Origin of the sequence: Runella sp. SP2 (assembly GCF_003711225.1) — a bacterium.
Taxonomy (GTDB): Bacteria; Bacteroidota; Bacteroidia; order Cytophagales; family Spirosomataceae; genus Runella.
Map to the genome: position 1 here is coordinate 5,338,869 of NZ_CP031030.1, position 26,010 is coordinate 5,364,878.

Sequence of the window (26,010 nt, forward strand, 5' to 3'; positions counted from 1 at the left end):
AAAAGTTAGAATGTCTTGAAAATCGGTTTTTTAGTGCCTACTAGAAGGTTACATTAACGCCTACTACCCACGTTTTTGCCCGAGGATACCCAGCAAAATCAACCCCTTGAGTCAATGGATCGGCACGGCGCGTGTTTACTTCTGGGTCATAGCCTGTATATTTCGTAAAAGTGGCTAAGTTGTTGACCGTTGCATACGCTCTAAAACGCGAAATCTTGATTTTTTTCAACCAGTCGTTTGGCAATGAATAGCCTACCGTTAGGTTGTTGACCCGTAAAAATGAGCCATCTTCGACCGCCCATGAGTGCAACCAATAACGCTGAACCCGCACTGGCGACCAGATAGTGGCATTGGCATTGATTGCAGCCAATTCGGTTGGATCTGTTACCACCGCACCTTGGTCGTTGATGTTGGTCCAACGGTTTTTCATAAATGACAACATATTCAAGTTTGGAAACGCCCCATCGGTCATTTCAATTTTGTTGGCGTTATAAATGTCATTGCCTACGACCCAGTTTAAGAACAAGCTCAAGTCAAAGTTTTTATAGACGACTTGGTTGTTCCATCCGCCGATAAACTTCGGATTCGCATTGCCAATCACCGTACGGTCTTTATCTGCTGTAATCAAGCCATCGCCGTCGATGTCTTTCCATTTCAACATCCCTGGCTGCGGCGTTCCGTACACCGAGTTAACAGGAACGCCTGGTTTGATGGTGTACGCTTTAGTGGTTTCGTTGTAAGTAAAGTCGTCAATTTTATAATAGCCGTCCGTTACAAAACCGTACATTAAACCCACAGGCTCGCCCACTTTCACCAAGTAATCGTCGGTACCGTCGGAGCCTTGCCATCCTGAGTTACGTGTCAGTTGGGTTACTGTTCCAAGGCTTGTTACGGTGTTTTTATTGGTAGAAATGTTAAAATTCGAGTTCCAAGTAATATCTTTTTTCTGGATGATATATGCACTTAGTTGCAATTCAACCCCTTTGTTGGTGGTCGAGCCTAAGTTCTTGATTTGCGAGGAATACCCCGACATTGGCGGAATGGCTACGGCCAAAAGAAGGTTATTCCCCGAGTTTTTGTAGGCATCAATCGACACTTGGAAGCGGTTGTTCAAAAACGAAAGGTCAAGACCTACGTTTTGCGACACGTTTGACTCCCACTTCAAATCTTCGTTGGCCAACGCTACGGGTGCATAGCCTGGCACGACAGTGTGGTTCAGCGCGTATTCGCCCGTCACGCCGTATAATTGTTGGTATAACAAATCACCAATGCGGTTATTTCCTGCTACTCCGTAGCCAAGGCGCAATTTACCATCGGTCAAAATTTGGTTATTTTTCAAGAAATCTTCTTTCGTAAAGCGCCACGCCAACGTACCCGAAGGGAATACCAGCGCACCGTTTTCGTACTTGAATTTCGTCGAACGGTCGGAACGCAACGAGACCGTCGCCAAGTATTTGTCGTTGTACCCGTAGCTCACGCGTCCAAACAACGAAAACAAGCGGTTAGGCGGCGTTTCGTTCGAGCTTGGGCGTGGCTGTGCCGCCCCCGTGGGTGCCGAGCCTAAGCCCATGTTGGCCAACGCTTGTTCTGCCGAAATATCAGCTGGGAAATAGCGGGTTTCCATCAAGGTACTTTTCGATGCGTTGTGGAAAATTTCCTGTCCCACAATCACGTTCAAATCGTGCTTATTGTCAAACTTCTTGGCGTACTGCAAGGTGTTTGAATTATTGATGGTAACGGCGTCTTGTTGTAAAATCGACGCTACGGGCTGCGACGCGAAGTTGCGAGCTGTTCCCGTGATTTTGCTCCAAAAAGAGTTCGTTTGCACATCGTTGTTATCAATACCAACGGTTGTTTTGAAGGTCAAATTCTTTAAAATAGCATAGCTTGCGTACCCACTCAAGTTGATGGCTTTGGTATAAGCTTTGCGGTATTCAGCTTGGGTCATCAAGATAGGATTCACCAAGTTTCCTGACGAGATATAGAGGTTTTCGTCGAAGTCATCGACCTCTGGCTGAGCCGCTACCAACAATGGACGGTACTGCACCGAGTGACGCAAACGGTTGGTAGATTTTGTACCACTTGCCGATGTTCCTGCCCCATTCACAGTCTGGTTCAAATAACGAACGTTAAAGCCTAAACGTAACTTATCAGAAGCTTTGTGATCCATTTTGAAAGTAGCCAAATAACGGTCAAAGCCCGACTCTAACAACACGCCATCTTCGCGGTTGGCAGTCAAGCTTAAATTGTAATTAGTGCTTGCATTTCCGCCGTTTACGTTCAAGTTATGATTTTGGTACTGAGCTCTGCGCCCAAATACCTCTTCTTGCCAGTCGATAGGCGTTGCAGTTTTGTATTGATTGAGGTTTTCCCACGTTCCGTACATGTCCGAAAAGCTCTTTTCGGCAGTGGCATCGTTGCGGCTACGTTCGTATTGCCAACGCACAAAATCGTACGGACTCATAACGTCCAGCTTTTTAAAGATTTCGCGAAAACCTACCGAACCATTGTAACTAACGGTCGTCTTACCGTTTTTACCCGATTTGGTCGTGATAATGACTACCCCGTTGGCACCGCGTGCTCCGTAAATGGCGGTCGTTGAAGCATCTTTCAATACGTCAATGGTTTCGATGTCTTGAGGAGATAAAAAACTAAGTGCGTTTTCTACCTGAATCCCGTCCACGATATAAATGGGAGAATTGTCTTGGGTAATCGAACCACCCCCACGAATACGAATCTGAATATCGGCACCTGGTGCTCCTTCCGAAGTTGTTACGCGTACCCCAGCCAAGCGTCCTGTAAGGGCTTCAGCGGCGTTGGTCAACGGAATATCTTTTAATTGTTTGGCCCCAACTGACGATACCGAACCCGTTAAATCGCGACGATTGATGGCATCCCCGTAACCGATCACTACCACCTCTTCGAGCATTTTTTGGTCGGTTTTTAAGGCAACAGAAACTTCCGAACGTGCGCCTAGAACCACCGTTTCAGGCAAATAGCCTACAAAACTGAGGATAAGCGCCGTTTCTTTTTTATCGGGAACGTTAATTGTAAATTTTCCGTCGGTATTGGTCGTCGTTCCTACCGACGAGCCTTTGACCAAGATACTTACCCCTGGCAGGGTTTCTCCTGTATTGCCGTCGGTCACAGTCCCCGTTACACGACGGTTTTGCGACCATACCACCGACATGCAGCTAAAAAGCAGCAGTAGGGTAAATAGTTGTTTTTTCATACAAGTGTTAGTTAATATAAGTGTGTAAACGTTTAGCGTAAAGAAAGAATGGGTACTCCGTCCATATCGGTAAAGTCTTTGTTTTCACCCGCCATGCCCCAAATAAACGAGTAGCTCGACGTACCACAGCCCGAGTGTACCGACCACGGCGGCGAAATAATAGCCTGGTGGTTGGCTACCCACAAGTGACGCGTCTGGGTAGGTTCGCCCATCAAATGCAACACCGCATGGTTTTCAGGAATATCAAAATAGCAGTACACTTCCATACGGCGGTCGTGGGTGTGCGACGGCATTGTGTTCCAAACACTGCCTGGCTGAAGCACCGTAAGCCCCATCACCAACTGACAGCTTTGAATCCCGCCCTCGTGGATGTATTTGTAAATGGTACGATGATTAGAAGTTTCTAGCGCCCCCAACGTCACGGGTGATGCCTCCTCTTTAGTAAAGGCGCGGTTGGGGTACGTATGATGCGCAGGCGACGAAAGCAGGAAAAAGCGCGCAGGGTTTTCGCTATCTTCGCTTTGAAAACTCACTTGCTGAGTACCTTTTCCAAGATACAAACAGCCTAGCTTATCCAATTCAAACGTTTGTCCATCAGCCACTACCGAACCTTTCCCTGCCACATTGATGATACCCAACTCGCGGCGTTCCAAGAAAAAGTTCGCTTTGAGCGCATCGTGGGTTTCGAGTGTCACGGCCGATTGCACTGGCATCACTCCTCCCGACAATACGCGGTCGTAGTGCGAGTACACCCACGTGATTTGGTCGGGCGCAAACAAGGTTTCAATCAAGAAGTTATCGCGCAACTCCTCGGTGTTCATTTGGGCTACTTCCTTACGGCTACTTTCGTGTCTGATTTGCATTAGGTTCTTTATTTTTCAGTCGATACGTTAGTTTAACAAATAGACTAGCGGCCCATCCAGCCACCATCCACGGTCAGGATGGTTCCGTGGACATAGTCCGAAGCCGACGATGCCAAAAACACCGCAGGCCCTTTGAAGTCTTCGGGCTGCCCCCAGCGTCCCGCAGGAATACGACCCAAAATTGCCGCACTTCGGTCTTCATCAGCGCGCAGTGCCTCGGTGTTGGCTGTAGCGATGTAGCCTGGTGCAATGGCGTTGACGTTGACTCCTTTGGAAGCCCACTCGTTGGCCAGTGCTTTCACCAAGCTTCCAATAGCGCCTTTGCTCGCTGCATAGCTTGGCACATTGATACCGCCTTGAAAAGTGAGCATCGAAGCCGTAAAAACGATTTTTCCGTAACCCCGCTCTAGCATCTCTTTTCCAAATTCTCTCGCCAAAATGAATTGAGCGTCCAAGTTCACCGAAAGAACTTGATCCCAATATTCATCCGAGTGCTCCGCTGCTGGATTTCTCAAAATAATACCCGCGTTGTTGAATAGAATATCAATGTGTGCAAAGTCTTCTTTGACTTGTTTGATAAAACGGAACAACGACTCTCGGTTTCCTAAATCTGCTTGGTACGGTTTAAATCGTCTCCCCAAAGCAGTTACGGCCTTCTCAACTCCGCTTTCTTGCAAAGGCATTGAACGCGATACACCCACAATATCAGCCCCTGCTTCGGCCAAACCCACCGCCATGGCCAGGCCGATGCCACTATCGCAACCCGAAACCAACGCCACTTTGCCCGTCAAGCTAAAGTTGTTCATTCGTATTAAATTTTAATTTTTTTTAGAAATTGAACTATGGTTACTCCAGCTCTTTTTTGGGAAGCTGTATTCAAGTTTATGACTGCTTTATAGTACATTACAAATAAATTGTTGACTTTTTTTATGCAATCGTTGTCGGTAACGTTGCCAAAAAGAGCCGTTTTTACTTTTAAGGATTTTTTTTGAGTTACTTTACAAAAAAGTGTATCTTCACCTCTCCAAATTATTCCCGTTATTATATGAGGGATAAATTGTACAAAACCAACATTTAGGACTGTGGAAGTGATTACTATAAAAGACATAGCGAAAGCGCTCAACCTTTCGACCTCTACTGTTTCGAGGGCCTTGCGGGGGAGTTATGAAATTAACCCCGAAACCAAGCGCCTTGTCATGGAGTATGCCGAACGAATGAACTATCGCCCTAACCCTATCGCGCTTAGCCTGAAAGAAAACCGAAGTCGCTCCATCGGAATTATTATTCCAGAGATTGCCAACAACTTCTTTTCGCAGGCTATTAATGGCATGGAGTCGATTGCCTATAACCGAGGCTACCACGTTGTTATTTCTCAAAACCATGAATCGTACGAACGCGAACTCGTCAATACGCAGTACCTTGCCCAACGCCGCGTCGATGGACTCATCGTATCCCTTTCGGGAGAAAGCAATGATTTAGAGCACTTCAAAGAATTGCAATCCAAAGGGCTTCCGATTGTTTTTTTTGACCGCGTTCCGCAAGATTACATTACCCATAAAGTAAGCGCCGACAACTTTGTGGGTGCCTACGAAGCCACCGCACATTTGATTCAACAAGGTTTTAGACGAATCGCCCACCTGACCAGTCCCTCTTGGTTATCAATCACTTACGAGCGGCTTGAAGGCTACAAAAAAGCACTACAAAACCACGGCATACCAATTGATGAATCGTACATCAAGTACTGTAGCCACGGTGGGATGAACCCTGACGAAGTGGAAAAAGCTGTCCTCGAACTCATTCATCATCCCGAACGCCCCGACGCAATTTTTTCCGCAGGCGACCGTCTTACTACTTCGTCGATGTCGCTCATCAAACGCGAAGGCTTGCGCATCCCCGAAGACATTGCCATCGTCGGGTTTACCAACCTCATTTCGGCGCATTTGCTTAGTCCTGCGCTCAGTGCCGTCACGCAGCCTGCCTACGAAATGGGGCAACTAGCCACGGAGTTTTTGATTGATTTAATCGAACGCCCCAAAAGTACCATCCGTTTCGAAACCAAGCGTTTGGAAACCAAATTGGTCATTCGGGAATCGTCGCTGAAACCTGCCTAATGGTATCTTCCTTTTTATTTGGAGTAAGATTTTGCGTACTTTTAGCCAAATCTTACTCCCATGCCCCGTCTGTTTTCTAGCCTATTTCTTGTCTTTTTTTACTGCTCAAGTTTCGCCCAGCTCCGCGATACACTTTACCAATTTCGCCCCGACTCAGCCGTTTTTGTCCGTACCAAAGGGCCGTTGGCTTACCTCAATTATGGCCTGGGTGAAGACCGCCTGGGAGGCGCTAAAATGGGGTATTTGGATTCACTGATTTTGCTGAAAGTCACAGGACGTTACAAAGACCAATACCGCGTTCGACTGACTTCTACGCTGTCGGCTTGGATTCCGCAAAACCTTACCCGTCGCGATACCGTCGCCAAACCACCAATTCAGTATTTAACAACTTCGTGGAGAACGTGGGGCGATGACCGCTTCGACTACATTTCTATTCCGCTCACGGAGCGCCTTCCGTACCGGAGTTGGCAAGAAATGAATCCTTCGCGGATTGTCGTTGATATTTTTGGGGCAACCACCAACACCAACTGGATTACGCAGTTTAAGTCAGCCACCGAGATCAAGAACGTTGATTATGAACAACTTGCCGATGAACATTTGCGCGTAACCATCCAACTAGCCCACGGCCAGCATTGGGGGTATCGGATTGGGTACGAAGGGCGTCGCCTTGTGATTCGCGTCAAACACCAACCCGACAAACTCAAACTCGGCGAGCTTACTGTAGCCATTGACGCAGGCCACGGGGGTAGTAATTTGGGCGCGCGTGGTTTGCGCTCGAAGCAATGGGAAAAAGACCTGAATTTGAGCATCGCTTTACACCTCAAAAAAGAACTGGAAGACAAAGGCGCACGCGTGCTTATGACCCGAACGAACGATACACTCTTCAATAATACAGACCGAATTGTGCACTTCCGCGCACTTCAACCCGATTTGTTGATTAGTATTCATAACAATGCCGCAGGCGATACCATCAAAACGCGCGGAACTAGCACGTATTATAAGCACATTGGCTACCGACCGCTAAGCCAGGCAGTTTTAGAGCGGTTGCTTGATATGGGACTGGTGGAGTATGGCAATATTGGGCGGTTCAATTTTGCCCTAAATAGCCCCGTCGAATATCCCAATATACTCGTAGAAGGAGCATTTATGAGTCATCCCGACGACGAAGCACTGTTGACCGACGATGATTTTCGCAAAAAAATGGCGAAGCAAATTCGTAAAGGCGTAGAAGATTGGTTAAAAGCTATCAAACGTAGCGACAAAAAAGAAGGGTTGTGAGCAACCCTCCCCACGGTGAGTCGGGTTGCTCACAACCCGACGCTTACTGTTAAGTAACAGAGCAAAAGCTTTAGGGCTTTTTTTTTGATGTAACTCTTTGATTTTAAACGGATAACAATTAACAGACAACGGTTAACTTGTGCTTTAGCACTTAAATCATCGGATGGCGTTTGAACTCTTTGGTACGGTCAAAAAGATAACGATAGGTCGTATGAATTTTATGAGGTACACCTCCCAAAAGCTCCGCAAAGCGCACCATTTTAGGATTAAAGTCGCCAATCCAGTTAAATTCGAGTTCGGTATATTGATAATTGGGACGCCAAGCCACGCGTGTTGAAGCGAGCGCCATGGCCGATTCCACTCCTCGGCCTTGATATTCAGGAATAACGCCAAAAATTACCCCGAAGGCTTTGTAGTTTTTCTTGCGTAGTTTGTGGTATAAAAACTTGATTTTCCCTATCAAATCTAATTTACCATTGACGTGTTTAAAGATTTGATTCAGTTCAGGAAGCATAATAAAAAACGCTACGGGTTCGCCATCTCGGTAGCCAAACCACATCATTTCTTCGTCCATGATGGGCTTCATCCGCTGCATGATGGCTTTTGCCTTTTCGGGAGTCATGTCGTCGGTACCGAGGTGCTTTGCCCAGGCTTTGTTATAGACCGTCCGAAAATCTTCGGCAAACTGCCCCAACTGCTTTTTGTCGATGTGTTTAAAAGAAAACTCTGGATTGTTTAAAATCCGCTCCGCTCGTTCAAAAAACATCATGTTTACCCGTTCCATAAACTTCTCTTTGAACATGTGCAAAAAGAACGTAAGCTGGTTGAAATAGGTCTGAAATCCGTAGGCTTCAAAGAATGTTTGATAGTAAGGAAAATGATACCCCATTCCGTAAAGAGGTTCTTTGTCAAAACCTTCGGTCAAAAGTCCCCAAAAACGGTCGCGTTCGCCAAAGTTAATCGGGCCATCCATGGCTTCCATACCTTGTTCTTGCAACCATTTTTTACAAGTATCAAAAAGGGCAAACGCTGCTGCTTGGTCTTCGATGCACTCAAAAAAACCCATTCCGCCCGTCGGTTGGTCATTTCCTTTCAAAACCGTTCCTTGATTGACAAAAGCCGCCACCCTTCCGATGGTCTGCCCTTGGTCGTCCACGGCAATCCACCGAACGCAAGCCCCTCCCTTAAAATATTTATTTTTATCGGGGTTAAACGTATCCTCCACGTCTTTGTCAAGCGGACGAATCCAATAGGAATTATTTTTATAAAGCCGCACGGGTAACATCAAAAACTCGCGCTGACGGGCAGCATCAGTGCCTACTTCAAGAATTTGCATAGTGTCTAAAAATCAATCAAAACTAACAACTGAAAGCGAAATTAGGCGATTCTAGGGGATAATAGCGCATCAACCCCCACAAAAAGCTAACTTTGCCCCCGCAAGTACCTCAAAACTCACCTCCCATGACCAAAAAACGTATTGCCATTTTTGCTTCGGGCTCGGGTTCTAATGCCGAAAAAATCGCGGAGCACTTTGCTTCCGATAGCCAAGTCGAAATCTCGTTGATTCTTACCAACAACCCTCAAGCGGGTGTCATTGCCCGCGCACGGCGTTTGCATATTCCAGTGGTAGTGTTCGACCGTACCACTTTTTACGAGTCGGCTCGCATCGTTGAACTTCTCCAAGGACAGGCCATTGACCTTGTTGTTTTGGCAGGTTTTATGATGCTGATTCCCGAAAGCATGGTGCAGGCATTTCCCAACAAAATTGTCAATATTCACCCTGCCCTTCTTCCCAAATACGGCGGGAAAGGCATGTACGGGCATTTTGTCCACGAAGCCGTGGTCGCCGCCCAAGAGACGGAGTCGGGCATTACAATTCACTACGTCAACGAGCGCTACGACGAAGGAACCATTATTTTCCAAGCCTCTTGCCCCGTAGTTTCCACCGATACACCCGAGGACGTTGCTAAAAAAGTGCAAGTATTGGAACACAAATATTTTCCCGAAGTGGTGGAAAAGTTGTTGTTAAACGCATAAAAAAAGCCGTGCTTCAATCGAAGCACGGCTTGGTCAACTACTTGGTTCTTAGCTTAAAGTGTAACTATGTTTATTGATTAAAAAACGTATTTGTTCTCCGCAATCATCGCATCAGCAATACGACGACGTGCATTTTTGGTATTGAACGGCTCAATTTTCGTGAAACGTTTCAAGCCCATGAGCATCACGCGAAGTTCGTCGCCTTCTGCAAACGACATAATCGCCGATTTTCCTGCGCTGTTTACTTTTTCAACAGCCTCGTGCAAGTAGCACATCGCCAAGTCTTTTTGCAACGCACAGGCCGCCTCACCTTTGATTCCTATTAGCTTTTCGGTGCGCAAAACGGCTGATTCTGCCGCGTAAATCTCGATGGCCATATCGGCTACGTTCATCAAAATTTCTTGCTCTTCCGAAAGCTTCATCATAAACTTCTGCACCGCCGCCCCCGCTACCATCAAGGCCGCTTTTTTCAAGTTTTTAATCACTTTTTTCTCGGCGGCAAACGGCACTTCATCGTCGGTACTGCTAAAATCAGGAATCGACATGATTTCTTTGGCCACCGCCATCGCAGGCCCCATCAAATCAAGTTCACCTTTCATGGCACGCTTGAGCAGCATATCAACCGTCAACATACGGTTGATTTCATTAGTCCCTTCAAAAATGCGGTTGATGCGGCTATCACGGTACGCACGATCCATAGGCGCATCGGCCGAAAAGCCCATACCACCATATACCTGCACACCTTCATCCACCACATAATCAAGCACTTCCGAGCCGTGTACTTTCATCATGGCGCACTCAATCGCAAATTGTTCCAAAGCTTTCAACTTGGCTTCGGCGTCGTTTACACCCTTTGCTTTGAGGTCTTCAATGGCATCGTCGATGTTTTGACCTGCGCGGTACGAAGCCGACTCCGTAGCGTACAATTTCACGGCCATTTCGCCCAATTTGTGCTTAATAGCGCCAAAATTGCTAATCGCCGTTCCAAATTGTTTGCGTTCGTTGGCGTATTGTACTGCTTGAGTCGTTACTTGCTTGGCTCCACCCATGGTAGCCGCCGCTAATTTGATACGGCCAATGTTGAGGATATTTACCGCAATCTTAAACCCATTTCCACGGTCAGAAAGCATATTTTCAACGGGTACGTGGCAGTCATTGAAGAAAACTTGGCGTGTGTCCGAGCCTTTGATACCCATTTTGTGCTCAGGCTCGTTCATCGTAATGCCACCAAATGTCTTTTCAACAATGAAAGCTGTTAAATTTTTATCGGTCTTTCCGCCTTCTTCTATTTTGGCAAATACAATAAATACGTCGGCAAAGCCACCGTTGGTTATCCACATTTTCTGGCCATTGAGCACGTAGCTCTTTCCGTCTTCGCTCAATACCGCCTTGGTTTTACCCGAATTGGCATCCGAGCCCGAATCGGGTTCGGTCAAGCAATACGCCGCTTTCCATTCGCCAGAAGCTAACTTTGGTAAGTAGTTCGATTTTTGTGTTTCGTTTCCGTAATACACGATGGGCAATGTGCCAATCCCCGTGTGTGCCGATAAGGCCACTGAGAACGAGTTTCCCGCTCCTGTCGCTTCGGCTACGAGCATCGATGTATTAAAGTTCATTCCAAATCCGCCGTACTCTTCAGGAACTGCCGTTCCTAACAAGCCAAGCTCTCCCGCTTTATCGAGCAGCGACGACATCAGCTCAGGAGACTTCGCCTTGTCGATTTCTTCGACGCGTGGCCAAATTTCAGTCGCCAAAAAGTCACGGCACGATTGCGCAATCATCAACTGTTCTTCGGTAAACTCTTCGGGAATAAACACTTGAGATGCCTCCGTATCTTTAATCAAGAATTCTCCACCTTTGATACTAGCGCGATTTTCTACGGTTGTCATGGTTTTTCAGGAATTTTTAAATAGTGTTATGCTTGCATACAAAATTAGAACAAACAAAAATAGTATGCAAGCATACTATTGAAAATTTTTACATCCTGAATCACTATCTTTGTAAAAAAATCCAACGAACATGGAAACTATCGCAAAAACAGAGGAGCAGTTGCGCCAAGAGCGGGCAGTAGCCTGGGCGAAAAGATTGTTGGCAAGCAAACGTGAATTGGAGAAAAAAATGGACGACGATATTAAAAACAACCCTAAAGTCAGGGAATTGGTGAGCCAAATTCGTAAAATGTAATATTTCAAGGAAATTTGGAGCATGGTTTGAAGAATTTAAACATGGCCAATTTGTTAAAGTAGATGCCACTATTGATGACTATTCTGATATAGTTTATCTGAACTCTCTAATTTTGCATACAGATAATCTCCACTTTGTAGAAATCATCGACGCCTTCCGAAAAGTGACGGGAGGCTATTCTGAAGATAAATGACCGAAACGCTTACACTATCGCCCGAAGTACTTGCCAAATACGAAATCGTGATTGGCCTAGAAGTACACTGTCAGTTACAGACCCAAACCAAGATTTTTGCGGCCGACGCTAACCAATTTGGAAGCGAGCCCAATACCAATATTAGTGTCATTACGTTGGCCCATCCAGGTACACTTCCCAAATTGAACAAAAAAGCCGTTGAATACGCTGTTCGGATGGGGATTGCGTGTGGATGTGAAATCACTCGCCACACGATTTTTGACCGCAAAAACTACTTCTATCCCGACCTACCAAAAGGCTATCAGTTGTCGCAAGACAAAGCACCTATCTGCGTAGGCGGAGGGATTCCTGTTTCGTTCAAAGACAAATCAGGCAAAACCGTAGAACGAACGGTTAAAATCCACCACATTCACTTGGAAGAAGACGCGGGAAAGTCGGTACACGACGGCGCCGCTACGGACACCTTGCTCGACTACAACCGCGCTGGAACACCCCTGATTGAAATGGTTACTGACCCTTGCATTGGTTCGGCCGAAGAAGCAGGTGCGTTTTTGACGGCCGTTCGTCAACTTGTTCGTTTTATTGACATTTGCGACGGCAACATGGAAGAAGGTTCGCTCCGCTGCGATTTGAATATTTCGGTGCGTTTGAAAGGGGCCACTGAATTTGGTACAAAGGTGGAAGTCAAAAACATGAACTCCATCCGAAACGTCATGAAAGCCGTGGAGACCGAGTTTCCTCGTCAAGTACAAATGGTCGAAAACGGTGAGACGATTTTGCAAGAAACGCGGATGTTTGACCCCGAAACGGGCGAAACTTCGGGAATGCGGATGAAGGAAACCATGAACGACTATCGTTATTTTCCCGAACCTGATTTGGCTCCCGTCTTTATTTCGGACGAATGGATGAACCAAATCCAAGCCGAAATGCCTCCGTTGCCGCGCGTTTTGTTCGAAAAATTCACCAATCGATACGGGCTTTCGGCAGGCCATGCCACTACCCTCGTTGATACCAAAGACGTAGCGTTTTATTTTGAAGCACTCGGAGCCGCTTGTGGCAACTACCAAGCGGCGGCCAACTGGGTGTTAGGCCCCGTAAAGACTTTTCTTAACGAAAACAACGACGCTACTGCCGAACAGTTCCCGCTTTCGCCTGCCCAATTGGCGGAAGTTATTAAGTTGGTGGAGAGCAATCAAGTAAGTCATACTACCGCTTCACAAAAACTACTTCCCGTGTTGCTCGAAAATCCGTCGCTATCACCACTTGATGTAGCCCAACAAAACAATTGGCTACAAAATAGCGATGCAGGCGCGTTGGAAGCGATTGTGGATGAGGTTTTGGCCGCCATGCCTGATAAAGTAAAAGAATTCAAAAAAGGCAAAAAAGGCTTAATGGGCTTGTTTGTAGGCGAAGTCATGAAAAAATCAAAAGGAAGCGCCGACCCTAAAGTTGTCAATCAGTTGTTGGGGCAAAAGCTCGCCTAGTCTCTGTCGCAATTGTTGCCTAGTTAGAAGCTACGCGACAATTGCGGCTTTTTTTTCTTTGGCTAAAACTTTACCAACTAAAAACACACTAACTTCTAATATTCAGGCGTTTAAATAGAAACTCTATCTACATAACGCCATGAAAAAACTGTCTATCTTCTTCCTTTTTTGGGGTATCGTTTCTACTTCTTATGCCACTCATGTCAAAGGTGGGACCATTCGAGTCGCCCGAGCTACATCCACGGGCTTAACTTATTCCATGACGGTTTACTTATTGATAGATGAACGTAGTAGTTCTGCTGCCGCGGAAGGGCAAAGTAGCGTCAGCATTTGCACGGGAGAAAACGGCCAAACAATAACGGCTTTTCGCCAAGCTCGACGGCTTTTATCGCAAGGGGCGGTTTCACTGAATACGTACCAAGCCCAATACACCTATGCCACTCCCAACACATTTACGGTATCGGTAGCCCTCGAAAATCGCGGTGACAATATTTCTAATTTCAACGCCATAAATAGCCCGTTTTACATTCAAACGACTTTTTCGGCCAACTTAGTTAATTCTACACCTACCTTCAATGAAGCCATTGGAACATATTTTGCCGCTACTCGGCAAGTATTTACGGGCGACTTCCAAGCTACTGATACAGATGGAGATAGCCTTGTATATCGGATAGACAAAAGTAAAACCACCCGCTCAGGCACTTGTTCGGCTCAACCCATCGATGCGTATCTTTACCCAAATGAAGTAACCCGCGAGGGTACATTTAGTATTCAATCCAGAACGGGTATTTTGACATGGAATGCTCCTACTCAAATTGGCCAATATACCTTTGTGGTAAAGGTCGAAGAATGGAGAAATGGGCTACGTATCAGCGAATCTCAGTTCGAAACTACGCTGCCTGTCGGTGATTTTGGGGGTACCCCCATTAGCATTCCCCCTTTTGAACTCCCTGAAACTTCCAGTGGCCCCATTACGGGCATTGACCGTATGCCAACGAGTCAGCTTCTTGTCATTCCTTCCATAGCTCACCAACGAATCAATGTCGTTTGGCGGGGCTTGGTGTCTTCAACAGCCGTATTTCAGCTTATAGATATGACGGGAAGGGTACTTTCTGAATATCGTTCTTTCGCTTATTCTCCGATACACGAACACAGTTTTGACACGACACAGCTCTCTGCGGGCACTTATTTGGTTCGAATAAATGCCGACAGAGTCGCTACGGGTAAATTTGTTAAACAGTAATCACTAGGTCGGTTACTCCACTGTAAACCACGTATAACTCTCAGGGTCAATCATTACGGTTAACGCAACTTCGTAGTTGCGGTTGAGGGTGTATTTTTTGCCAACTGTTCCTTTTTCTTTAAACGTGGCAGCCGACGTTAAGCCTGTGTAATACAGCGGAACATTAATCGTCCGCGTGATTCGCACTTTCGTCGGGTTGTATAGCATCAAAAATCCCTTTTGCTTCTGCTGAGGGTCCACGTGAATAAAACCATCCCAGTCGCGGCCATCGGCGCGGCGCAGGTGAATCATGTCGGCGTTCAGAATGTCGCGGTATTGCTTGTACCACGCCACCGTTTTCGACACCAGTTGGCGCGTAGTTTCGGTATCGTACAGACGCGGGCCACGGTAACAAGCTTGTACACCCGCTCCGTAGTACTGCACCATCAGTTGTTCGTAGTCCGTGAGGTGTTCGCTTAACGGCTCAAGTACCGCCTCAGGCCCACCGCCCTGATAGCGGGTCAGCGGGACAAAGCCCCAGCTCATGGCCGCCGTTTTTTCCATCGTCCCGTCGTGAATGTTTTGACGGTTCAGAATCCGCTGCTGCTCGCGCGACAACGAGAAATTCACCTCCCGATACCCGATAGCGATTTTGTGCGTACCGTCCAGAAAATACCAGTCGGGGGCATTGATATACACCCCGCGTTCATTTAGCCAGCGGTACAGTTCCTTCTGAATTTCCATTTGCCGCCACTGTGAATCATCCAGCCCTTTGTGCCCCGGATGTACGGTTGACCCGCACACATCGCCCGGATAAGGGCCGTCGTTTTCCCAGATGTCAAACCCTGTTTTTGCAAAGAAGTACTTGATTTTGTTGCGGTAAGCCAGTCCCCATTTACTGCCGAAGCAAGGCGCATGGCCAAAAAACGCGCCGCCCGGTTTGCCCGTTTTCGGGTCAACCACGTCGTCTTCGTCGCTGATGCGTCGGCTACTGAACAGCGAATAACCGCCCAGCAAAATATTTTTGCTATGCGCATAATCGGCCAGTTCTTTCCAGCGGCTAATGTTTTTAGCGGTGCTGTCTTCCATGTTGAGGTGGCTCCCAAAACTCAGAATCACGGCTTCGTAACCCGTTGCCGCGCATTGGTCGATACAACTTTTTACCTCCTGATCGTTTTTACTCACAAGATGCATAAAAATCGGATTTTGGGTCGTCCACGGCGCCACGGTTCGGTACATTTTCCGAATCATCAGCCCCCGTCGCTGACGGTCATAACTGTCCATCAGCAACTCGTGCGTCCGCACCGATTTGAACACTTCATTGGGCTGGAGGTCGATGCCTGGTGCTTTTTCGGGATACACTTCCAGCAAGCAAGGTGTTTCAAAATTGTAGTTGACCTGCGAGGTATAAGTCGAATCAATTTTCCAGTGCGTAGTCTGGTCGCTGATGTCGTAGCGCATGGCGTTGTTGAAAGCGTAGTTGGTTTCTACGTAAATCCCATGCTGTTTTTTCATCTCCTCGGGTTTGCCCACCACGGCGCTTTCCTCTTCCACCAACGCCAATACTTCGTTTACTACGCGGTTCAGTTTCAGTTCAGCACTTTGTTTATTTTCAACAGACACCCATTTGACAATCAACGGAATACCGTCGTAAAGCTCGTAGTTAACCGTCACTTCCAGCCCTTTCACGGCTTCGGCCTGTGCTTTGTAGCGAAAGGTCAGTACCTTACCAGACGGCGCTTTTGTCTTCGCAGCCCATGAGTTGGCTTTCCAGTTCACAAACGGCTTTATGTCCGACACCGAATGACCCGTTGCCACAAAATCGTCCTTACCGACAGTAAATTTATCGACCCATTCGGGCAACAGATAGGCATTTTCTTTTTGCCCCATCAGCCCGCCAATGTTGTACGTTTTGCCGTTGACCACAATTCTGGCTTCGGGCTTAACGGCCCGTAAAAGCTGTTGACCGTTCGACAGGTTTTTATAATCAATACAAACCACGTTGGGTTCGAGGCGAAACACGCGTTTGACCAAACCGTTGTATAAAATGATGTTTTTGCCTTCGGTAATGACTTCGGCCTTTTGGGTAACGGGCGTTACCAGCCAATCAACGGTAGCGGGCTGGTTGTAACGGGGTTGGGTTTGGGCATGGGCTGACAGGGCAGCGAAAATCACGTAGAGCTGCAATATCTTGCGGCTTAGTTTGGAAAGGTTTTTCATTGGAAAAGGCATTTTCAACATCCCGAAAGTTCAAAACTTTCGGGATGTTAGATTTTACGGAGTCATAAACTCCCATTTAATTTCTTTAGAATAGCCAAAAGGTTTGCTGTTGACAGGAGCGGCCATATCGCCCCTGAGTTTACCATCGGCCGTTTTGGAGACGGTTAATCGGGTAAAGGAGTAGGTCCCTTTTTCAAAGTCAAAGGTCGTTCCATCATCATCATACAACTGAAAACTGCCCGATGCTGTGCCGTAATGCCGAACGGTCAGGGGAAGCGTTTCGCCCGCTTTCGGCGCTTGTCGGTGCGGTGGCACCATCGGAATCAGGGCTCCGTCTTTCACGAACAACGGAATTTTGTCCAGCGCAGGCGTAACGGTAATCAGCTGATTTTCGCCAACTTCTTTCCCCGTGTAAAAATCGTACCATTTGCCTTGCGGCAGATAGACTTCGCGGCTTTTTTCGCCCGCAAACATCGGCGCCACCAACAGGTAATCGCCCATCATGTACTGGTCTTTGATGTCTTTTTTCAGGCTCATGGCGTACGGATTGGCCGTCGCGTCAAACGTTCCTGCCACCGTCACCGATTTAAAGCCGAAACCTTCGACCAAATTCATGGCCCGAAACGGTGGTTTTCCTTCAAAGCGATACTGCGCAAAGGTTGAATACAAGTACGGCAGCAGTTGCATCCGTAGGTTGGCGACATCGCTCACAGCCTGCTCCACATCGGGAAACGACCACGGTTTGGTGCCATCGGCCCACGCATTGAGCATGGCCATGGGCGAAAAACAGACCGACTGCATCCGCCGTACCCATTCTTCGGCCGTTTTGGACGCACGAACCTCTGGCGTCCAGAGCACCCCGATAAAACTGCTGTTGACCAGTGCCGTTATAAAGTCCTTGTGGCTGTAATAATCGTTGTAAATCACGTACGGAAAGCTGCTCGCTCCTGCGTTTGATGCCCGCACCAGCCCGTAGGTGCGTTTGTTGATTTCCCTGAACCAGCTACCTGTCATCTGCTGCACCATCAGGCCGTAGGTTTGCCGCATTTGCTCGGCACTCGTTCCCGACGGGAAGGTTGCCACATCGGGCCAAATCCAGTTGTCGTACCCGTCCACCTCGTCGATTTTATAGCCGCCCACCCCGATGTTCAGGTGCTGACTCATAAAATGTTCCTTGAACAGTTGTCGGGCTTGCGGCATGGTAAAATCAGGCACAATGCCGTTCCACACGGTGTGCGAACCAGTAAACGGTTTGATTTTAGGATACAACGACCCGACGGGCGACACGTACGGGTTCATCCAGAGGTTAGCGCTGATGCCCTTATCGGCCAGTTTTTTCAAGAAACCTTTGGGGTCGGGAAAACGCGTTTTTTCCCATTCAAACGTACACGGATAGGCCATGCTGTGCCAGCCTGGCTCAACGCCGATGAAGTCCAGCGGAAAGTTGTGCTCTTCAAAGCTCTGTACTTCTTTCAGAATATCGTCTTGTGAATACAGCGTCGGGACGCGCTGGGTGAAGCCCAAACCCCATTTCGGGGGCAAATACCCGCCGCCGTTCATGAGGTTGTAGCGCTGCACCACGTTCATCGGCGTTGGCCCCGCAAAAACGTACAAGGTCGCGCCTTCGGCAGGCACCAGCATTTCGACAGCGTCAGAATACGGCTGAGCTTCCCATTTTTTATCGGTGTTGCGGTCGCGCAGCACGGGCGGGTGCTTGGCGTCGGTCCGCACGGCCGTGCCCGCATAAACCGTGATGTAACGGGCGGCATCCACCAGCACGCCGTAGCCTTTGGACGACACATAAAACGGCACGGGGGCATGGGTACGGCCATTGTCTTTCCCGCCGTAGTGGTCAACGTGCAGCTCCATGATTCGTCCGCGCTGATTGACGGTCTGGAAATTCAGGCCCAGCCCAAACAGCTGTTCACCTTCCTCCAGCGGAAAGCGCAGGTAGGTTTTGCCGTCGATGACGCGCACGCTGATGTCGGTTTTTGATAGTGGGAACGGCGATTTGGGTAAAGCTGCCAGTGCTGTCAGGTTGGGTTTGGCACCCGCCGCGCCTAGCAAGCTAATTTTTTCAGGCTTGCCTGCCGTGGCTTTCCAGATGCCAGGCTGCACTTCCTGCCACTGGGGCAGAGCCTGGGCTCGGGAATAATGAAATACTGTAAAGAATAGAAATGTGAGGAACAGACGTCGTTGGTATTGCATGAATTGAGGAAGTTAGCAATTATCCCAATAGAATATTAGGGACAAAAGTCAACTCCTTTGCCAAACTCATCATGTTTGGAGCAACTACTTTTGCAAAAAAAACGCGGTTGTAAGCAACCACTTTCACCAAGAAGCGCGGTTGTGAGCAACCGCTGACACGTTTTCCGTGGTTGTGAGCAACCACGGGCACCGAACGGCAACCACGAACACGAGGCGTTAACACGTTTTGACCAAATCTACTAACGTTTCTACCCAAATTGGGCTATCGTTGAGGCTTTCGACCAAATCCCAATGTTCGCCACCTTCTTTTTCAAATACTTCTTTGTATTCCTCGCCCACTTCGAGGGTGGTTTCGAGGCAATCGGCTACAAAAGCAGGAGAAAAAGCTAAAACGCTTTTGAGTCCTTTCTTGGGAAGCTCTTTGATAACGTCTTCTGTGTAGGGCTTAATCCACGGGTCATTGCCCAACCGTGATTGGAAACAGGTCGTATATTTTCCTTCGGGAATGTTGAGAGCTTTTACTAGTAGTCGAGTCGTTTCAAAACACTGAGCGCGGTAGCAGTGTTGGTTCATCGCGTGCAGGGTATCGCAGCAGCTGCCCAATTTGCAGACTTCTTTGGTACAATCTCCCTTACGAATTTGACGTTCAGGTAAACCGTGATAACTGAAGATAAAATGGTCGTAATTATTGGCTTGCAGGTATTTTTGAGCATTTTGGACAAATCCTTGCAAAAACTTAGGATGCGATAAAAACTGATTGACAAACTTTACCGAAGGCATTACTTGCCACTTAGACAACACTCGCATTACTTCTTCGTAAACCGAACCCGTCGTGGCGGAAGCATATTGAGGGAAGAATGGAATGACGATGATTTCGGTCAAACCCATTTTTTGGAACTCCATCAATCGTGATTCAATGCTTGGGCTTTGATAACGCATCCCTAATTTGACCACGTAATCGTCGCCCAGTGCTTCTTGCAGCATTTTTTCTACCGCCAATCCATACACTTTCAGCGGCGAGCCTTCGGGAAGCCATACTTCTTTGTACGTTTTGGCTGACTTAGGCGCACGAAAGGGAGCAATGATGCCGTTGACCAACAAAAAACGAGGGATAAACGGAATATCTATCACCCGCCCATCCATCAAAAATTCACGCAAATATTTGCGAACATCGGGTGTGTTGGGGCTATCAGGCGTACCGAGGTTTACAATAAAAACCCCCGTTTTGCCAATATTTTTGGAAGTACTCGAACTAGGTTGCGACACAGATTGATTCATATTCATTAAAATACCTATCATTGTAACTGAATTCGAGGAAAAAAGTTCCTACGAATTTTTACGCAAATATACGAGGTAACTAGCGCGGTGGATTGGAATACAATAGCCAAAACTCAAAATCAACCGTTACCTTTGTGACCTTTTTGCTTCTAAAAACAAATCCAAATTGCACGTACTATGGCATTCAAATTTGATTATCGTAAACCTTTGGTCATTTCCGAAATTGGTTGTAACCACATGGGGGACTTTGAAATCGCTAAAGAACTTATCAAGTTGTCGAAAGACTGCGGTGCTGATTACGCCAAATTTCAGAAGCGAAATGCCCGCGAATTGCTCACCGACGAACAATACAATACCCCTCACCCCGTACCCTACAACGCGTATGGAAATACTTACGGCGCGCACCGCGAATTTTTAGAGTTTACGTGGGAACAACACGCCGACCTCAAAGAATACGCCGAGTCGATTGGCATCGGCTATGCTACCTCGGTATGGGACATCACTTCGGCCCGCGAAATCGCCGCCCTTCACCCCGATTTTATCAAGGTGCCGTCGGCTTGCAACAACCACTACGAAATGCTTCAATTGCTTCGCGACGAGTACGCTGGCGATATCCATATTTCTTCGGGAATGACGACGCTCGATGAAATCGAAGAACTGGTCAAGTTTTTTGAAGTAACCGACCAAGCCAAAAGTCGATTGGTATTATACAACTGTACATCGGGCTATCCTGTGCCTTTCAAAGACATTTGTTTACTGGAAATCAATCGTTTATACGAACATTACGATCACCGAGTCAAAGAAATTGGGTTTTCGGGGCATCATTTGGGCATTGCCGCCGACGTTGCCGCTTATACTTTGGGCGCGCGCTGGATTGAACGCCATTTTACCAAAGACCGTACGTGGAAAGGAACTGACCACGCTGCCTCGCTTGAAGTCCCAGGTCTTCAAAAGCTGGTACGGGATTTGACCCAAATCCAACAAGCGCTTACGTTTAAAAACAAGGAAATTTTGGACATCGAAGCCGAACAACGCGATAAGCTCAAATATCGCAAAAACACAACTCCTATTGCCTCCTAATTTTATGGCACAACCAAACGTTTTAGCTATTATTCAAGCCCGAGGCGGTAGCAAAGGGCTTCCCAATAAAAACTTATTACCACTGGCGGGGCATCCGTTGGTCGCTTACAGTGTCAAAGCCGCCCTCGAAACCCCGTCCATTACGCGAACCATTATTTCAACCGATTCGCAAGCCATTGCCGACGCGGCTCAAAAGTACGGTGCAGAAGTACCTTTTATCCGCCCCGCCGAGTTTGCCCAAGACTTGAGTACCGATTTTGACGTATTTAAGCACGCCCTCAACTGGTTTTGGGAAAACGAAGGTTATCGCCCCGACCTCGTGGTGCAATTGCGCCCCACGTCGCCCGTTCGGTCGGTTCGGCACATCGACGATGCCATTCAAACCCTTTGGAATACCCCTGAAGCTGATAGTATTCGAACTATTACACCGACCCCTATAACTCCTTACAAAATGTGGGTATATGACCCCGAAACGGCCACAATGCAGCCGCTTTTGAACCACCCTACCCTCCCTGAGTTTTATAATGAACCCCGTCAAAAACTCCCGCCCGTACATTGGCATATTGGCAACCTCGATGTGATTCGGCCTCACGTTATTTTGGACAAAAAATCCATGTCAGGGTATCCTATTCTGCCTTATGTCCTGCCTTTTGAGTATGCCATCGACATCGACGACCTTGCTGGTTTTCGCAAAGCCGAAGAAACCATGAATCAGGTCGAATGTGTGCGATTTGAGTAACACCTAGTTCCCAAAAACGTTATCCCTCATGCTCAAAAAACTCGCCATTTTAGCCGCAGGTAGCCTCCCTGTTTTATTTTTCTTTTGGTACGCCTATCATTTTAGCACCCCTTTTCCCAACGAGGACGATATTCCAGCCATTTTGGCTTTTATCAATCGGGCTTTTCCGTTCACTTCCGAAGCAGGACGATTGCTCTTTGTGCCGTTTCGGGAACACGTGATTCTCCCTGCCAAACTCATTGCCTACCTCCAAGTGGTAGTCACGGGGCAAATGGATTTGAAAATGATGATTTTGTTGGGCAATCTTTTTTGGGTGCGGGTTACATGGATTTTGTATCGTTTGTCCCAAGAAGCCAAGCTCCCAGCCTTGCTTTTCTTGCCCGTTCCTTTCATTCTTTTTCAGGTTCAATTTTCCGAAACAGCCCTCTGGCCGATGGCACTTTGGTCTAATCTCATTGTAGTTTGGCTAGCGGTTGAATCGTTCAACTTATTGATTTCGGAGAAAAAAGAATTTTGGCGCTTTGGCTTGGCCTTCTTCCTTGGACTCACCGCCACCTTTTCCAATGGAAATGGCCTTTTAGTCTTATTGATTGGATTCGGGATATTATTGTTCCAAAAAGCCGAGAAGAAACACCTTTTTGCATGGGGAGCAGCCAGCGTTTTGGTGGTTTTGGCTTACCAATGGGCCAAAGCACTCGGCGTGCCTGATACTTTCTACGGAGTTCAAAAAAATCCCCTAAAATGGCTGCTAGGAAGCATGATTTTCGTAGGAAACTACGGCGATTTTATTTCAGGAAGCCTCAAAAAAGTAGCGTTAGGGCTTGGGTTCGTGCTTACAGCTGCGCTTGTGGTGGTTAATTTGAGTCAATGGAAAAAGCCTTCGTACGGCACTTCTTTCCATTTTCGGATGCTTGTCTTCTTTTTGTTCATTCTCGCAACGGCGGGAGGCGTTTCCATTTTGCGCACCGAGCCCGTTGGGCTAGATGCCATGTATCTAGGGCGATATCGGCATTACTCCGCCCTGGCAGTTGCGCTCGTGTATCTGAGCAGCGTTGTCTATTTGTACCCCAAACGCCAAGCAAACTGGCTTTTTGCGGGAACGATGGTTGCTAGTCTTGTGGTGGGTATTTTCTCCTATTACCGCGACTGGGGCTATCGCTACATGGACAATCAGCGTTTTTTTACCGATGCCTACAACATGCAGCACAACAACGCTCTTTATCTTGAAATGCCCGCCCCTCAGGAATTTGCCAGTATTTTTCAAGAAACATTGGCCAAAAACATACTGAAAGCCGACCTCACTAGCTTTGAAGACCTTAAATGGCCTAGTTCTTGGGATAACCTACCTTTGGCACCCATCACTATTCATATTGATAAATCGGCAGATACGACTCGTTGCGTGGAAGTATATACCGTCAAATCAACAACGCCACAGTTTGAGCTTACGCCAAATGCCCTATGGTTTTGGGCCCTGAAGAGTGACCAACGTACTTTCTTATATCCAACCACTTCGCTCAAAACAAAGCCTGCGCAATTTGTGCGGCAACGAACGTACTTCCAACCTGGTTTCGTGGGGGAATTAGCCACTTGCCAGCTTCCTAAGGGCGAATACACCTTGTTTTTAGTGCATGTTGCCGAAAATAAGGAAGCACAGTTTTACACTACTAAACAAACGATACGGCCTTAGGTGGATAACATTTTAAACTGAACGACCCAATGGCGATAAAGCTCTTTTTAACCGATGTGGATGGCGTTATGACCGACGGCAGTATGTATTACACCGAAAGCGGCGACGAGTTCAAGCGGTTTCATACGCACGACGGAATGGCGTTTGAACTGCTCCGCAAAGCAGGGATTAAAACGGGGATTGTGACGTCGGAAGATACCCAAATCGTGGCAAGACGAGCTGCTAAAATCAAAGCCGATTATATTTATCAGGGCAAACGCGACGGGGGTAAATTGGCCGCTGCCCAACAAATTTGCCAAGAACTTAACATCGGTCTTGAAGAAGTGGCTTACGTAGGCGACGACATCAATTGCCTTGAACTTCTGAGTGCAGTCGGCGTTGCGGCTTGTCCTGCCAATGCCGTCAAGGCCATCAAACAAATTCCAAACATTATTTTACTTGAAAAAAAAGGCGGCGACGGTGCCGTGCGCGAGTTTGTGGAGTTTATTTTGAACAACAATGCCTAAAACAACTGCTGGATTAACAGGACTTCTTATCGGTGCAACTCTCTACGTAGCGTGGTATTTCTATTACGTCGCCCACTATGCCGTGGACATTCCCTACCTCGACGACTACGACGCCATTTTAGATTATCTTCTTGCTTTTCGAGAAGCTACGTTTTGGGAAAAACTCCGTTCTATCTTACTTCCTCACAATGAGCACATTATTTCCATGACTCGAATGGTAAGTTGGATTAATTACGGACTAACGGGGCATCTCAACATCTTTGCGTTGCTTCTTTGGGGAAATGCCCTGCTGTTGGTTCCACTGGCGGTACTTTACTCCACCTTTGTCCCCACCGAACGTTATCCTGCGCCTTATTTTTTGTTGGTGATTCTTGTCTTTCTTAATCCTCAATATTCCGTTACGGCCTTGTGGGCAATGGCCTTGTGGTCCAATATTTGGGTATTTGTACCTGTTACACTCAGCATTTTACTGGTCACTCGCCCAAAACGATGGTACTGGTCAATACCCTTCGCCGTTGTTGCAACCTTCGCCAACGGCAACGGACTGATGATTTGGCCCATTGGCTTGCTAATGCTCTTCTTTGAACGTCGCCCTTTTTTGCAATGGGCAATTTGGGCTGGCGCGGGAGTTTTTACCTGCGGAAGTTACTTTTATCTAATGCGTCAACAGCCTTCCGAAGGCTTATTTTTGTTGAGTAATTTACCACTTTTACCTTTCAACGTGCTCGCTTTTTTGGGTTCTTACGGGGCGTTGTTAGGGGGAAAAGCAGGGCAAATCATCGCGTTGGTTGTGGGAACTGGCGTTACTGCCATGACGTTGATTACGACCAAAAACTACCTCAAAAGCCGCCAACGTACCGACCTCATTCTTTTGGCGCTGGTTGCTTTTGTCGCACTGACGGCCTTGGCCGTTGGTTTGTTTCGGGCCGAGAAAGGCATGAGCATCATCATTGGAGGGCGTTATCGGCAATATAGCTCGTTGGCCGTGACAGTGAGCCTCTTAATGGCTTTCCGCCACCTACCTTTTCACCTGCCTCGCTGGGGACGCGTGTCGATTTGGGGAATGGTGGGATTGGTAACGGTGCTGAGTTTTTATCGTGACATTGGCTTGCGTAAAACCACCGAATGGCGCACCATTGTTGATTACCACAATCGACTTCACAATCGGCTCGATTTGCTTGCTACGACTCCAAACTCTCAGTATGGAGCGGATGTTGTTGAAGCTAAACAGATTGGGTTATTTACTGTTTCACCTCAATATAATTTATTAGCCCAACTCAACAACGCCACTCGCATTGATTTTACCAGCCAAGCTGTGGCCGAACGTTTTGAAGAGAAAAAACTCGACGGGGTTACTTGCGGAAATTATTGGCTCATTGAAGAACCGCAGCTCCAATTTCCAAGCCGTGATGACGAGGCAATTTATTTGGTACTTTCCAAAGATAATCAGCACATTATATTTCCAACCGCTTCCAAGCGAAATGGTCTTTCGGCTATGATAAAACAGCGAAGTTATTTCCGAAAAGGGCTTGAAGCCGAAGTATATGACTGTTTGCAGTCGTTTGATGCGTACGAAATTAATTGGTTAAAAGTTGAAGAAAAACCGCTGTTATACACAACTCACAGCACGATTTCTCAATTTCGCATACGTTTCAAGCAGTAAACACGTTGTTTTTACAACTATCTTT

Annotated in this window: 21 protein-coding genes; 12 read left to right on the forward strand and 9 right to left on the reverse strand. The window is 47.3% G+C overall.

Translation table 11 applies throughout. From position 1 onward, the window contains the following. Positions 1 to 40: 40 nt before the first annotated feature. The 3 genes from DTQ70_RS21480 to kduD are packed head-to-tail and all read right to left on the reverse strand — an operon-like array spanning position 41 to position 4,901. Positions 41 to 3,232, reverse strand: a complete 3,192-nt coding sequence (locus DTQ70_RS21480; RefSeq protein ID WP_122932717.1) for a TonB-dependent receptor — start codon at positions 3,230 to 3,232, stop codon at positions 41 to 43. 32 nt (positions 3,233 to 3,264) lie between these two features. After that, positions 3,265 to 4,095 (reverse strand): 5-dehydro-4-deoxy-D-glucuronate isomerase, encoded by an 831-nt coding sequence (gene kduI / locus DTQ70_RS21485; RefSeq protein WP_122932718.1) that lies wholly within the window; start codon positions 4,093 to 4,095, stop codon positions 3,265 to 3,267. Positions 4,096 to 4,139: 44 nt separating this feature from the next. After that, positions 4,140 to 4,901, reverse strand: coding sequence for a 2-dehydro-3-deoxy-D-gluconate 5-dehydrogenase KduD (kduD, locus tag DTQ70_RS21490; RefSeq protein ID WP_122932719.1), 762 nt, complete (start codon positions 4,899 to 4,901; stop codon positions 4,140 to 4,142). A gap of 276 nt (positions 4,902 to 5,177) precedes the next feature. Here kduD and DTQ70_RS21500 point away from each other — a divergent pair, with 276 nt between their 5' ends. Beyond that, positions 5,178 to 6,206: a LacI family DNA-binding transcriptional regulator gene (locus tag DTQ70_RS21500; protein ID WP_122932721.1), complete on the forward strand. Its 1,029-nt coding sequence runs from the start codon at positions 5,178 to 5,180 to the stop codon at positions 6,204 to 6,206. A 60-nt stretch (positions 6,207 to 6,266) separates the two neighbouring features. Next, positions 6,267 to 7,484: an N-acetylmuramoyl-L-alanine amidase gene (locus tag DTQ70_RS21505; protein ID WP_122932722.1), complete on the forward strand. Its 1,218-nt coding sequence runs from the start codon at positions 6,267 to 6,269 to the stop codon at positions 7,482 to 7,484. 151 nt (positions 7,485 to 7,635) lie between these two features. Here DTQ70_RS21505 and DTQ70_RS21510 read toward each other — a convergent pair whose 3' ends face one another. Further along, entirely contained in the window at positions 7,636 to 8,820 is a 1,185-nt protein-coding gene (locus tag DTQ70_RS21510) for a hypothetical protein (protein ID WP_122932723.1), read from the reverse strand. 125 nt (positions 8,821 to 8,945) lie between these two features. Here DTQ70_RS21510 and purN point away from each other — a divergent pair, with 125 nt between their 5' ends. Next, complete coding sequence (purN, locus tag DTQ70_RS21515; protein WP_122932724.1) at positions 8,946 to 9,521, forward strand: phosphoribosylglycinamide formyltransferase; 576 nt, start codon at positions 8,946 to 8,948, stop codon at positions 9,519 to 9,521. A 77-nt stretch (positions 9,522 to 9,598) separates the two neighbouring features. Here the strand turns inward: purN and DTQ70_RS21520 are convergent, their stop codons facing one another. Then, the gene (locus DTQ70_RS21520; protein WP_122932725.1) at positions 9,599 to 11,410 is read right to left on the reverse strand and encodes an acyl-CoA dehydrogenase family protein; all 1,812 of its coding nucleotides are present in this window, start codon (positions 11,408 to 11,410) and stop codon (positions 9,599 to 9,601) included. Between the two features lie 130 nt (positions 11,411 to 11,540). Here DTQ70_RS21520 and DTQ70_RS30825 point away from each other — a divergent pair, with 130 nt between their 5' ends. From DTQ70_RS30825 to DTQ70_RS21530, 4 genes are all read left to right on the forward strand, one after another. Next, entirely contained in the window at positions 11,541 to 11,705 is a 165-nt protein-coding gene (locus DTQ70_RS30825) for a hypothetical protein (RefSeq protein WP_164490143.1), read from the forward strand. 1 nt (position 11,706) lies between these two features. Beyond that, the gene (locus tag DTQ70_RS31345) at positions 11,707 to 11,898 is read left to right on the forward strand and encodes a DUF6169 family protein (RefSeq protein ID WP_409049667.1); all 192 of its coding nucleotides are present in this window, start codon (positions 11,707 to 11,709) and stop codon (positions 11,896 to 11,898) included. Then, positions 11,895 to 13,382, forward strand: coding sequence for an Asp-tRNA(Asn)/Glu-tRNA(Gln) amidotransferase subunit GatB (gene gatB, locus DTQ70_RS21525; RefSeq protein WP_122932726.1), 1,488 nt, complete (start codon positions 11,895 to 11,897; stop codon positions 13,380 to 13,382). Before DTQ70_RS31345 ends, gatB begins: the two co-directional genes overlap by 4 nt. 139 nt (positions 13,383 to 13,521) lie before the next feature. Beyond that, on the forward strand, positions 13,522 to 14,625 hold the full coding sequence (locus DTQ70_RS21530; RefSeq protein WP_122932727.1) for a T9SS type A sorting domain-containing protein: 1,104 nt from the start codon (positions 13,522 to 13,524) through the stop codon (positions 14,623 to 14,625). A gap of 12 nt (positions 14,626 to 14,637) precedes the next feature. On the opposite strand, the gene DTQ70_RS21535 is transcribed toward DTQ70_RS21530, so the two are convergent. Genes DTQ70_RS21535 through hemH form a run of 4 tightly spaced genes read right to left on the reverse strand, consistent with a single transcriptional unit; the run spans position 14,638 to position 20,310 of the window. Beyond that, positions 14,638 to 16,824, reverse strand: coding sequence for an alpha-galactosidase (locus tag DTQ70_RS21535; protein ID WP_229599988.1), 2,187 nt, complete (start codon positions 16,822 to 16,824; stop codon positions 14,638 to 14,640). Between the two features lie 54 nt (positions 16,825 to 16,878). Then, positions 16,879 to 19,032: a TIM-barrel domain-containing protein gene (locus DTQ70_RS21540; RefSeq protein ID WP_122932728.1), complete on the reverse strand. Its 2,154-nt coding sequence runs from the start codon at positions 19,030 to 19,032 to the stop codon at positions 16,879 to 16,881. Between the two features lie 19 nt (positions 19,033 to 19,051). Further along, positions 19,052 to 19,255, reverse strand: coding sequence for a hypothetical protein (locus tag DTQ70_RS21545; RefSeq protein WP_122932729.1), 204 nt, complete (start codon positions 19,253 to 19,255; stop codon positions 19,052 to 19,054). Next, positions 19,249 to 20,310 (reverse strand): ferrochelatase, encoded by a 1,062-nt coding sequence (hemH, locus tag DTQ70_RS21550; protein WP_122934511.1) that lies wholly within the window; start codon positions 20,308 to 20,310, stop codon positions 19,249 to 19,251. The genes DTQ70_RS21545 and hemH overlap by 7 nt, the downstream gene beginning before the upstream one ends. 177 nt (positions 20,311 to 20,487) lie before the next feature. On the opposite strand from hemH, the gene DTQ70_RS21555 reads away from it, so the two are divergent. The 5 genes from DTQ70_RS21555 to DTQ70_RS21575 are packed head-to-tail and all read left to right on the forward strand — an operon-like array spanning position 20,488 to position 25,985. Then, positions 20,488 to 21,390, forward strand: a complete 903-nt coding sequence (locus DTQ70_RS21555) for an N-acetylneuraminate synthase family protein (protein WP_122932730.1) — start codon at positions 20,488 to 20,490, stop codon at positions 21,388 to 21,390. 4 nt (positions 21,391 to 21,394) lie between these two features. Next, complete coding sequence (locus DTQ70_RS21560) at positions 21,395 to 22,129, forward strand: cytidylyltransferase domain-containing protein (protein ID WP_122932731.1); 735 nt, start codon at positions 21,395 to 21,397, stop codon at positions 22,127 to 22,129. 28 nt (positions 22,130 to 22,157) lie between these two features. Continuing rightward, positions 22,158 to 23,816 (forward strand): hypothetical protein, encoded by a 1,659-nt coding sequence (locus DTQ70_RS21565; protein WP_122932732.1) that lies wholly within the window; start codon positions 22,158 to 22,160, stop codon positions 23,814 to 23,816. Positions 23,817 to 23,845: 29 nt separating this feature from the next. Continuing rightward, positions 23,846 to 24,322: an HAD family hydrolase gene (locus DTQ70_RS21570; RefSeq protein WP_122932733.1), complete on the forward strand. Its 477-nt coding sequence runs from the start codon at positions 23,846 to 23,848 to the stop codon at positions 24,320 to 24,322. Next, positions 24,315 to 25,985, forward strand: a complete 1,671-nt coding sequence (locus DTQ70_RS21575; RefSeq protein WP_122932734.1) for a hypothetical protein — start codon at positions 24,315 to 24,317, stop codon at positions 25,983 to 25,985. Before DTQ70_RS21570 ends, DTQ70_RS21575 begins: the two co-directional genes overlap by 8 nt. Positions 25,986 to 26,010: the final 25 nt, after the last annotated feature.